Source organism: Pseudomonas sp. GW-45 (assembly GCF_056896675.1).
This window is the reverse complement of record NZ_CM167674.1, coordinates 144880-156797: the sequence shown is the minus strand read 5'-3', so window position 1 is coordinate 156797 and position 11918 is coordinate 144880. Positions and strand designations below refer to the sequence as shown.

The following is an 11918-nucleotide window of genomic DNA, read 5'->3' as shown; positions in this document are numbered from 1 at the left end:
TGCTTCGGAACAACCATATGGGGTCATGTTCTGCGCTCTTTTTCGTTTAATAGAATGACTATTCGCTCAAAAGATCACTAAAAACGACTCCAATCGGACTTTTCCTCCCTACGGGCGGTTAAGTCCAACAGGTTCCCATAAACAACAAGGGCGCCCGCAGGCGCCCTTGTGATATAGCATTTGAGTACGACTGAATTACAGCTCGAGGTACTCAATAATACCTTCAGCAGCCTGGCGACCTTCCCAGATTGCCGTTACCACCAAATCAGAACCGCGCACCATGTCACCACCGGCGAAAATCTTCGGGTTAGTGGTCTGGAACTTGTACTGACCTTCCTCCGGCGCAACAACACGACCCTGACTGTCGATACCCACTTCCTTATCGGAAAACCAATCAGCCGGGCTTGGGCGGAAGCCAAAGGCAATGATAACCGCGTCCGCTGGCAACACCTCTTCAGAACCGGGAATCGGCTCGGGGCTGCGACGTCCACGTGCATCGGGCTCACCCAGGCGCGTCTCTACGACCTTCACACCCTCAACCCGATCTTCACCGACAATCGCAATTGGCTGACGGTTAAACATGAACTTAACGCCTTCGTCTTTGGCGTTCTTCACTTCCTTGCGCGAGCCAGGCATGTTGGCTTCGTCGCGACGATAAGCGCAGGCAACCGAGGAGGCGCCTTGACGGATTGAGGTGCGGTTGCAGTCCATGGCGGTATCTCCACCACCGAGCACAACAACCTTCTTGCCTTTCAAGCCGATGAAATCTTCTGGCGCTTTCTCAAACCCCAAGTTGCGATTGACGTTGGCAACCAGGTAGTCCAACGCATCATACACGCCAGGTAAGTCCTCACCGGGGAAGCCACCCTTCATATAGGTGTAGGTGCCCATGCCCATGAATACCGCATCGTACTCTGCCAGCAGTTCGTCAATGCTGACGTCCTTGCCGATCTCGGTGTTCAAACGAAACTCGATACCCATGCCCTCGAAGATCTCGCGACGACGGGACATTACCGTTTTTTCAAGCTTGAACTCGGGGATGCCAAAGGTCAGCAGGCCACCGATTTCAGGGTAACGATCAAACACTACCGGGCTAACGCCTGCACGTGCCAGCACGTCTGCACAACCAAGGCCCGCTGGACCGGCACCAATAATGGCAACACGCTTACCGGTCGGCACAACAGCCGACAGATCAGGACGCCAACCCATGGCAAACGCGGTGTCGGTGATGTACTTCTCGACGTTGCCGATAGTCACAGCACCAAAACCGTCGTTCAAAGTACAGGCGCCTTCACACAGCCGATCCTGTGGACAAACACGGCCACAGACTTCCGGCAAGGTATTGGTCTGGTGCGACAGCTCGGCCGCCTCCAGAATGTTGCCTTCAGATACCAGCTTCAGCCAGTTGGGAATGAAGTTGTGCACAGGGCACTTCCACTCACAATAGGGATTACCGCACTCCAGGCAGCGATGTGATTGGTCGGACGCCTCTTCCGGCTTGAACTGCTCGTGAATTTCTACGAACTGCGTTTTGCGCGTGCGCAGCGCTCGCTTCTTCGGGTCTTCACGACCTACGTCAATGAATTGGAAGTCGTTATTCAAACGGTCTGCCATGTCTACACCTCATCAGTGCAGCGTCACTATTACCAGTGGCGCTGCCGAATCTCTATCGCTAACCGGGCGGCTAATCCTGCCCGGTCGCTGGTATCCCCGCTTTTACTGCGGGTTGGCTCTGGTACTTGTCAGCAACGCACGCAAGCTGGCAGCTTTGGGTTTGACCAGCCAGAAGCGGCGGATGTAGTCGTCCAGATTATCGAGAACCTCAAAACCCCAGGCACTGTCAGTCTCTGCGACATACTCGGTCAACACCTGAGTCAGGTGACTGCGATAGACTTCCATCGACTCACTGCTGATCCGGTGTAGCTCCACCAGCTCGTGGTTCAGCTTGTCAAAGAAGCTGTTGTCACGATCCAGAACATAAGCAAAACCACCGGTCATGCCCGCGCCAAAGTTGTGGCCCGTGCTACCCAGCACACAGACCATACCGCCGGTCATGTACTCGCAACAGTGGTCACCGGCACCTTCAATTACTGCGTGGCAACCGGAGTTGCGCACCGCAAAACGCTCGCCAGCGATACCGGCGGCAAACAGCTTGCCACCGGTGGAACCGTACAGGCAGGTGTTGCCGATGATAGACGTTTGCTCCGAGCGGAATGGGCTACCTTTCGGCGGCACAATGACCAGCTTACCGGCGGTCATCCCTTTGCCCACGTAGTCGTTGGCGTCACCTTCCAGGTACATGTGCAAACCGCCGGCGTTCCACACGCCGAAGCTCTGACCCGCAGTCCCCTTAAAGCGGAAGGTAACAGGGGCGCTGACCATGCCTTGGTTGCCGTGTACCTTGGCAATTTCGCCCGACACCCGCGCACCGATGGAGCGATCACAGTTGGTCAGCTTCATCTCGAACTCACCGCCGGTGCGACCGTCAATGCTGGCCCGCACCAACTTAACCATTTTCTCGGCGGTTTCGCCTTTATCGAATGGCGGATTGCGCGGCTGCATGCAGAACTGCGGCTTGTCAGCAGGAACGTCTTTGCTGAACAGCAGGGGCTCGAGATCGAGATTCTGCTGCTTACTGGTGCTGCCGGGCAGAATTTCCAGCAAATCGGTACGTCCGATCAGCTCTTCCAGAGTGCTTACGCCCAGCTTGGCCAGCCACTCACGGGTTTCAGTCGCGACGTAGGTGAAATAATTCATCACCATCTCGACCGTACCAATGTAGTGGTTATCGCGCAGGTGTTCGTTTTGCGTTGCCACGCCGGTTGCGCAGTTGTTCAAGTGACAAATACGCAGATATTTACAACCCAAGGCGATCATCGGCCCAGTGCCGAAACCAAAGCTCTCGGCGCCTAGAATAGCCGCCTTGATGACATCCAGGCCGGTTTTTAAACCACCGTCAGTCTGCACCCGCACTTTGCCGCGCAGATCGTTACCACGCAGTGTTTGATGCGCTTCGGACAGGCCCAGCTCCCAAGGAGAGCCCGCGTAACGGATAGACGTCAGCGGCGAAGCGCCGGTGCCGCCGTCGTAACCGGAAATGGTGATCAAGTCTGCGTAGGCCTTGGCCACACCCGCAGCAATAGTGCCCACGCCGGGCTCGGATACCAGCTTGACCGAGACCAAGGCAGCAGGGTTAACCTGCTTGAGGTCAAAAATTAGCTGCGACAAATCTTCAATCGAATAAATATCGTGGTGCGGCGGTGGCGAAATCAGCGTGACACCGGGCACGGCGTAACGCAGGCGAGCAATCAGCTCATTGACCTTACCACCCGGCAACTGACCACCTTCACCGGGCTTGGCACCCTGTGCAACCTTGATCTGCAGCACATCGGCATTGACCAGATACTCGGGCGTCACACCAAAGCGACCGGACGCGATCTGCTTGATCTTGGATGTCCGCTCAGTACCGTAACGAGCGGGGTCTTCACCGCCCTCACCGGAATTGGAGCGCGCGCCCAACCGGTTCATTGCCTCGGCAATGGCCTCGTGCGCTTCAGGCGACAATGCACCCAACGAGATACCGGCAGAGTCAAAGCGCTTGAATATCTGCTCGAGCGGCTCAACCTGATCCAAAGCAATAGCCGTCTGGTCGTCACGAACCTTTAGAAGGTCGCGCAACGAGGCAACCGGGCGATTATTCACCAGCGCCGCATATTCCAGATATTTGTCGTAGCTATCGCCCTGCACAGCATCCTGAAGCGCGCGAACCACATCAGGGTTGTAAGCATGGTATTCGCCACCAAACACGAACTTCAGCAAACCGCCCTGCTGAATCGACTTGCGTGGATTCCACGCTTCCTTGGACAGCAACAACTGTTCGTCCTGCAGATCACAAAAACGCGCGCCCTGAATACGGCTTGCGACGCCTTTGAAGCAGACATCAACGATTTCATCAGCTAGACCGACTGCTTCGAAAAGCTGCGCACCACGGTAGGAAGCAATCGTGGAGATGCCCATCTTCGACAGGATCTTCAACAAACCTTTGGAGATGCCTTTACGGTAGCTCTTGAAGACTTCGTAGAGGTCACCAATAACTTCACCGGTGCGCAGCAGATCGCCGAGCACTTCGTAAGCCAAATAAGGATAGATAGCGGTGGCGCCAAAGCCCATCAATACGGCGTAATGGTGAGGATCGCGCGTGGTGGCGGTCTCGACCAGAATATTACATTCAGAACGAACGCCTACAGCGGACAGATGGTGGTGTACTGCGCCCACCGCCAGCGCCGCGTGAACCGGCAACTTACCTGCTTCTATGTTGCGATCACTCAGTACGATCAGCGACTTGCCTTCACGTACTGCGGCTTCTGCCTGTTTAGCAATATCGCGCACCGCATCGCCGAGCGGAATAGACTCATCCACGTTTAGGTCGATGGTATGCACCGCGAAGCCTGGGCGATCCAGATGCATCAGGGTACGCCACTTCGCCGGAGAGATGACCGGGGAGCTGAGGATAGCTCGGTTGGCGTGGTCGGCAGTTTCTTCGAACACATTACGCTCTGCACCGAGGCACGTCTCAAGCGACATGACGATAGCTTCACGCAACGGATCGATCGGCGGGTTGGTTACCTGAGCGAACTGCTGACGAAAATAATCGTAGACCGAACGCACGCGACTCGAAAGCACCGCCATCGGCGTGTCGTCACCCATCGAACCGACAGCTTCCTGACCGTTCTCGGCTAACGGACGCAGCACCTGATCACGCTCTTCAAAGGTGACCTGGAACATCTTCATATACTGCTTAAGACGCTCGGTAGAGAGGAAGTCCGATCCGTGGTCGCGGTCATCCAGCTTGGCCTGGATACGCAGCGCGTTTTCCTTCAACCATTTGCGGTAGGGATGACGTGACTTGAGTCGGTCTGCAACATCATCGGTATGCAGCACTTCACCCGTTTGAGTATCAACCGCCAGAATCTGACCAGGCCCCACACGGCCCTTGCTGATCACGTCTTCGGGCTGGTAATTCCACACGCCGATTTCCGAGGCCAGGGTGATGTAACCGTTCTTGGTGACCACATAACGCGCAGGACGCAGACCGTTACGATCAAGCAGGCAAACCGCATAACGACCTTCAGTCAATACGATACCCGCTGGGCCGTCCCAGGCTTCCATATGCATGGAGTTGTACTCATAGAATGCCCGTAGATCGGCATCCATGGTTTCAACGTTCTGCCAGGCTGGCGGCACGACCATGCGAATGGCTCGGAACAAATCCATGCCGCCGGTAATCAACAATTCCAGCATATTGTCCATGCTGGAAGAGTCGGAACCTGTGGTGTTGACCAATGGCGCCAGACTATCGAGGTCAGGCATTAGATCATTGGTGAATTTGTTACGCCGAGCGTGCGCCCAATTACGGTTAGCGGTGATGGTGTTGATTTCACCGTTGTGCGCGACCAGGCGGAACGGCTGAGCCAATGGCCACTTGGGCAGTGTATTGGTAGAGAAGCGCTGGTGGAACACGCTGATCGCGGTTTCCATGCGGTCGTCGCCGAGATCCGGATAGAACTTATCCAGGTCCGCCGGCATCATCAAACCTTTATAGGAAATGACCTTGTGCGACAGGCTGCAAACATAGAAGTTGCTGTCGGCTTGCATGGCAATTTCTGCCTTGCGGCGCACATAGAACAGCTTGACGCCGAACTGCTGCTCGTCCAGCCCTTCGCCGGTCACAAACACCTGTTCAATACGCGGCATGCTACTTAACGCTAGTGGGCCGAGCACAGTTTCATCCACCGGCACTTCGCGCCAGCCAAGGCTCGTTAGCCCCTGGTCTGCCAGAGCATCAGCGAACGCTTGTTTGGCAGCGCTAGTTGAGGCTGCATCCGCGCCCATGAAGACCATGCCAACGGCATACTGTTCGGGAAGCTCGACAGACAACTGCTCCTGCGCGACTGAGCGCAAAAAGCGATCAGGCTTCTGAATAAGCAGCCCACAACCGTCACCGGTCTTACCGTCGGCGTTGATACCGCCACGGTGAGTCATGCATGTCAGGGCCTCAATAGCCGTCTGGAGCAAGTGATGACTGGGCTGACCTTCCATGTGGGCAATCAAGCCAAAGCCACAGTTATCCTTGAACTGATCAGGCTGGTATAAACCTGCTTTCATAGGCACACTCTCAAAAAGCTATTGAATTCAAGCGCTTACAAGGATCAAACAAGAATTGATCTGGCTAGGCGCCGGACAAAAGGGGGGTAATTGTACACAGCAGCCTATACGGCCACAATTTTTTTTGAGACAGCCATGCCGCATAAGCATATTCAAATGTCGTAAATAGGAAACTTTGCGTTTCACTATAGCGCTAATTCAAACCTGCAACCATGCCTTTTTAGCACACTAGAGCCACCGGTGGAGCGGACCTCCACCGGTGGCCGCAATCAACGTAAAGACTTCTGGATATCGCCAAAACTACGCGGCCACGGCTTACTGTCGCGCAACGTTTGCGGCAAATTGGCCACCCCTGCCTGGGCCGCCTGGCGTCCGCCATAGCTACCCTGAGTTACCACAAACCAGGGCGCGCCCTGATGCATTGTCTCGAAGTAGCCAATATCACCTAGTTGTGCATGCGTTTTCACAAAGGCGGTTGCTGCCTGCTCTGAGCGTGTGCCCAGCAGCTGCACGGCGTAACGGCTGGCCGATTGTTGACGATACCATTCCGTTTTGCGAATACTGCCACTCGCCTCCGCGGGTTTGGGTGTCGCCGCAGGCGACGCTACCGGGGGCCGCGCAGACGCTGCTTCCGCCGGTTGTGGCTTAGGTGTAACCACCGGCGGCGCGGGCTTCACTTCAACAGAAGGAGCTTGTGAAACTGCCTCCACCTCAACCGCGGAGGACTCCACCTGCTCCGGCACAGGCTCAGCAACGCTGATGTCAGATGTAGCATCCGCAGATACCGGAATTGACGGCGATGCTGGGGAGGGCACTGAGGGCGCGATAGGCTCAGCACCAGCAGGTAAAGGGGCCGTCGGTGGAGCACTAGGCTCAACTGCTGCTTCTCCACTCAAGCGCACTTCAGGGATCGGATCAGGCAAAGCCAACACTGTGGTTTCCGGCTCTTTGGGCTGATCTCCCATATACCAAGCAAAGCCAACCCCCAGCGCAACCAACGCTACCGCCACCAAAGTACGAAGCGGCAAACCGCCGCGCCCAACTCGCGCGGCAGCAGCAATAGGCGCCTGCTCCATCGCCTCAAACATAACCTCCCTTGCCGCATTATTGATGCCGCCGGGCCAGCCTTGCGAGCGGGTATGAATAGCAGCGACTTGTTCGTCCGCCAGCAGCTCAATGCCCTGCCCTGCACCCTCAAGACGCTGACCGAGATAGTCGCGCGTTTCTGCTAGATCCAATGGCTGCAGAGCAGCCATATGCACGGCACCGTCTTCCGGAGAAGTCTGCAAAGACTGCAAAGCAGAGGCAATTTGCACTTCGTCAGCAAACAGAAAAACGCGAGGGGCACTTTGGCCTGCTTCGGCAATCTCGGCCAGCATACCCAAAGCTGAAGACTCCAACTCTTCGGCATCATCAACAACCAAGTATAACTGGATGCCAACAGCCTCACTGTCCTGGGCCTTTTGCAGCAGGCTCCCTACGTCACGCCCATCCGCGTTGGCTGCCTGGCAGATATAACCAAGCAGTGCTTCCTCATTAGAAAATTCGCGTGCTGATAACACAATGCACTGCACGCTTTCCTTGTTACTGCTGGCTACCAAAGCCTGCCGCAGAAGTGTCTTGCCGCTCCCTTCCGGGCCAGTCACCACCAAAAGCTGGCTACTGTAGCGCGCCAAATGGTGCAGCTCCGCCAATACAGGCTTGCGCTTGGGAGTAAAAAACCTGAATCCCGGCGTACGCGGTGCAAAGGGGTCATGGGTGAACTGGTAGTAATCCAACAAACGGTCGATTTCGCTCATCGAGGTAAAGGCCTCTTCCTTGTATTGCGTCATGCTGGCGACATCGCCAAGCAGCCCGACAGCGCGTCGGCGTCAAAATCCGTGGTCACCGTGGCATCACCCAAAGCTCTGAGTAATACCAAGCGCAACTGCCCATCCAAAACCTTTTTGTCTACCGCCATCAAGCGCCGAAAATCAGTTTGCGACATATTCTCGGGCGGCATTACTGGCAAGCCGGCAGAAGCGACAACACTAGTGCCGCGAGCCAAGTCTTCAGAGCTTATCCAGCCCATACGTGCGGACAAGTCCAACGCCATCACCATGCCAGTACCCACCGCTTCGCCGTGCAACCAATTTCCATAACCTTGATGCGTTTCAATCGCATGGCCAAAGGTGTGACCTAGATTCAGGATAGCCCGGACGCCGCCCTCACGCTCGTCTGCAGCAACAACCTCTGCCTTGATTGCACAAGAACGTTGAATCGCTTCAGTAATCAGTTGGGAGTCTAGAGCGCGCAAGGCAGGCATATTACTTTCCAGCCAAGCAAGAAATTGGGCGTCACGAATAAAACCGTATTTGATAATTTCTGCTAGCCCAGCGCTAATCTCACGCTCCGGCAGTGTTTTTAAACTATCCGTATCAATTAGCACAGCCTGCGGCTGATAGAACGCGCCTATCATGTTTTTGCCGGCGGGATGATTGATGCCGGTCTTGCCGCCAACAGACGAGTCGACTTGAGACAGCAAGGTAGTAGGAATCTGGATAAAATCGACTCCCCGCTGATAGCACGCCGCAGCGAATCCAGTCATATCGCCAATAACCCCGCCGCCTAGCGCTATCAAGGTCGTTCTGCGGTCATGTCGGTCATTTAGCAACGCATCAAAAATCTGTTGCAACGTAGCCCAGTTCTTGAACGCTTCACCTGTAGGCAAGATCACCTTGGTAAGCTTAAAGCCGTGCAAGACGCGCTCTAGATTGCCGAGATAGAGCGGCGCAACTGTATCGTCGGTGACAATACAAACCTGCCTCCCTTTGATGTGCGAGACCAGCAGATCGGAGCTATCAAAAAGCCCAGAGCCGATATAAATAGGATAACTACGGTCACCAAGATCAACGTTCAAACACTGCATCCAGCTTCTCCCTCTAACATCCGCAAAGCATACAACATACCGGCTCTACGCGGATATGCCGCCCAAGCAAAAGCCGTCAGCCGCGCCTGAACGGCTTTAGAGCGAAAAGGTAGTCAATAGGGAGGGGAATAGAGGCGGGTTGAAGCATAAAAAAACACGACTGATGGCATTATTGGCGCCAAGCAAAGCTAGCTTTCAAGCAGTTTGGTAACAATAGTGTTAACAACAGTTTTCGGTCCTCGCTGATCGGTCTCTATCACTAAATCAGCTATTTCCATATACAGTGGGTCGCGCTTAGCCATCAACTCCCGCAACACATTTTCCGGGTCACTGGTTTGCAATAATGGTCGCTGACGATCCTTTGACGTGCGCTGCAGCTGCTGCTCTACGCTAGTACGCAGATAAACCACCAAGCCGTTTTCAGCTAAAGCTGCGCGATTTGCATCACGCATTACCACACCACCACCGGTCGCCAGGACGATCCCATCTTCCTGTACCAACTCCGCGATCATGGCCTCTTCACGCTCTCGAAAGCCTTCCTCGCCTTCTACGTCGAATATCCAAGGGATATCCGCGCCTGTCCGCACTTCGATCTCACGATCAGAGTCTTTGAAGGGGTGACGTAGCTCTTTGGCAAGAAGACGCCCGATGGTGCTCTTACCAGCTCCCATCGGGCCTACCAGGAAAACGTTACTCAAGCGCGTTATCTAGCAAGAGTAATAGCGCCATTGTTAATGATGCGAGGCGTCAGGAAGATCAGCAGTTCATTTTTACTTTCATTAGTGATATCCCGACGAAAGGCTCGCCCCAATACAGGCAAGTCACCAAGGAACGGAACCTTCTCTTGAGCATTTTGAGTTTGACTAGAGAAAACCCCACCAATCACGATAGTCTCACCATCAGCTACCAGGATTTTGGCATCAACCTCATTCTTTCGAATAGTTGGTACTCCATTTACCTGTTGAGTAAAGTCCGCTTCGTCTTTTGTAACCACTACCTCCATTATCACCTGATTATCAGGCGTAATCTGAGGAGTCACTTCAAGAGACAGTACAGCCTCAGCAAAAGCGGTAGTAGTTGCCCCACTTGAACTGGCTTCTTGGTAAGGAATTTCGGAACCTTTTAGGATCTTGGCTGTTTCCTTATCTGAGGTAACAACCTTAGGCTGAGATATGACTTCCCCGTTTCCTGTGCTCTCCATAGCAGAAAGCTGCAAATCAAGAATAGCGTTGTCAGTAATAAAGCCTATACCTATGCCAGATGTTGCGGCTGCCACACCCATGTCTACAAATGGCGAATTCGCCTCTCGCTCAGGAACACCATAATACCCACCGGTGCTGGTCCCATCAGGTAAAAAATCAGGCGTCTCACCGATAGAAGTCTGCGTATCCTTACCGAAGGCGGTGAACCTGCTACCCAAATTAACACTGCCTCCCCAACGAACTCCAAGCGCCTTATCGAAACCGACGTTGGCCTCAACAATTCGAGCTTCGATCATTACCTGACGAACAGGAATGTCGAGCTGAGTAACAATACGCCGCAATTCGTCAAGCTTATCCTGGGTTTCAAGCGCGATGATGCTGTTAGTACGGGCGTCTACTGTTAAAGAGCCGCGCTCAGACCCATCGTCCGAAGCAGTAACCGACGCGAACAGTTGAGCGATATCAGCCGCGTTGGCATAGTTGACCTGAATCAGCTCGCGGCGCAGCGGCGCCAGCTCTGAAATTTGCTTCTGCGACTCCAGCTCCTGGCGTTCACGTGCTGCAATCTCGTCAGCTGGCGCTACCAGCAATACGTTGCCGATCTGACGCTTGTCCAGACCTTTGGTTTTTAATACCAAGTCCAGCGCCTGGTCCCAAGGAACGTTTTGCAGGCGCAAGGTAATACTGCCCTGGACAGTGTCACTGGCAACCAGATTCAAATCCGTAAAGTCTGCAATTAGCTGTAACACCGAACGAACTTCAATATCTTGAAAATTCAGCGACAGCTTTTCACCGGAATAAGTAAAAGAATCAGCGCGGCGCTGTTCTACTTCGGCGCGACTGAGCGGCTTAAAGCTAACGGTCAAACGATTATCTGTTTGATAGACCAAGTGCTCGTACTGACCGGTAGGCTCAATCACAATACTGGCGTTATTACCATTGCTAGACGCGTTAATGAAGTTCACTGGCGTAGCAAAATCTTTCACATCCAGCTGAACGCGCAGCTCGTCAGGCAAACGAGTATTAGGGAAGCTCAGCTTTACCCTTCCCCCCTGCTCCTCAACGTCAACACGAATTGTCGGATCCGTCAGATCAATGATGACGTTGCCTTCACCTTCACTTCCACGCTGAAAATCAAGACTACTGATCGCGCGCCCTGAAGAAACAGCACTGGAAACTGCAGGTTCTGACTCTGCGCGCCAATTGCTGTTATTCGCCGCGGGCGTAGCAACAGGTGCTGAAGCCGCCGAGGCAACAGGGGAGGAACCACCAATCAGTACGAAAAGGTTATTACCTTCTGCGCGAGTGGTGTAAGGAGCCAAGTTGGAAAGGTTGATGATCAAGCGTGTGCGATCATTCGCCTCGACCACTGTAACGCTGCGAGCGTTACCCAAGCCTAGCTCACGATTACGCTCACCCAGTTTGTTCTGCACACCGGGTAAATCCAACGCTATGCGGGCTGGCTCGTCAATGGTGTAACCCTTAGGTGACCCACTAACCGGCTCATCAAACGTCAACTTGAGCTCTACCCGATCGCCCGGCAGAGAGGCAACGTCCATTTTTTGTAAATCGGCGGCCATAGCCAACGGGCTCAGTAGCGCCACTAAGGCTGCCAGCGATATTTTTTTGGTTAGAGGCATTTG

At 54.2% G+C, this 11918-nt stretch carries 6 protein-coding genes; all 6 read right to left on the bottom strand.

The window, feature by feature from the left end:
• Positions 1 to 195: 195 nt before the first annotated feature.
• The 6 genes from AC1XYH_RS00655 to AC1XYH_RS00630 all read right to left on the bottom strand — a co-directional run bounded on the left by AC1XYH_RS00655 (position 196) and on the right by AC1XYH_RS00630 (position 11915).
• Positions 196 to 1614 carry an FAD-dependent oxidoreductase gene (locus AC1XYH_RS00655; RefSeq protein WP_483324754.1) on the bottom strand — a complete coding sequence of 473 codons (1419 nt, stop codon included), beginning with the start codon at positions 1612 to 1614 and terminating at the stop codon, positions 196 to 198.
• 102 nt (positions 1615 to 1716) lie between these two features.
• Complete coding sequence (gene gltB, locus AC1XYH_RS00650; protein ID WP_483324753.1) at positions 1717 to 6165, bottom strand: glutamate synthase large subunit; 4449 nt, start codon at positions 6163 to 6165, stop codon at positions 1717 to 1719.
• A gap of 269 nt (positions 6166 to 6434) precedes the next feature.
• Complete coding sequence (locus AC1XYH_RS00645; protein ID WP_483324752.1) at positions 6435 to 7997, bottom strand: AAA family ATPase; 1563 nt, start codon at positions 7995 to 7997, stop codon at positions 6435 to 6437.
• On the bottom strand, positions 7994 to 9073 hold the full coding sequence (aroB, locus tag AC1XYH_RS00640; protein WP_483324751.1) for a 3-dehydroquinate synthase: 1080 nt from the start codon (positions 9071 to 9073) through the stop codon (positions 7994 to 7996). The genes AC1XYH_RS00645 and aroB overlap by 4 nt, the downstream gene beginning before the upstream one ends.
• A 188-nt stretch (positions 9074 to 9261) precedes the next feature.
• The gene (gene aroK / locus AC1XYH_RS00635) at positions 9262 to 9771 is read right to left on the bottom strand and encodes a shikimate kinase AroK (RefSeq protein ID WP_483324750.1); all 510 of its coding nucleotides are present in this window, start codon (positions 9769 to 9771) and stop codon (positions 9262 to 9264) included.
• A 5-nt stretch (positions 9772 to 9776) separates the two neighbouring features.
• Positions 9777 to 11915 (bottom strand): type IV pilus secretin PilQ, encoded by a 2139-nt coding sequence (locus AC1XYH_RS00630; RefSeq protein ID WP_483326428.1) that lies wholly within the window; start codon positions 11913 to 11915, stop codon positions 9777 to 9779.
• Positions 11916 to 11918: the final 3 nt, after the last annotated feature.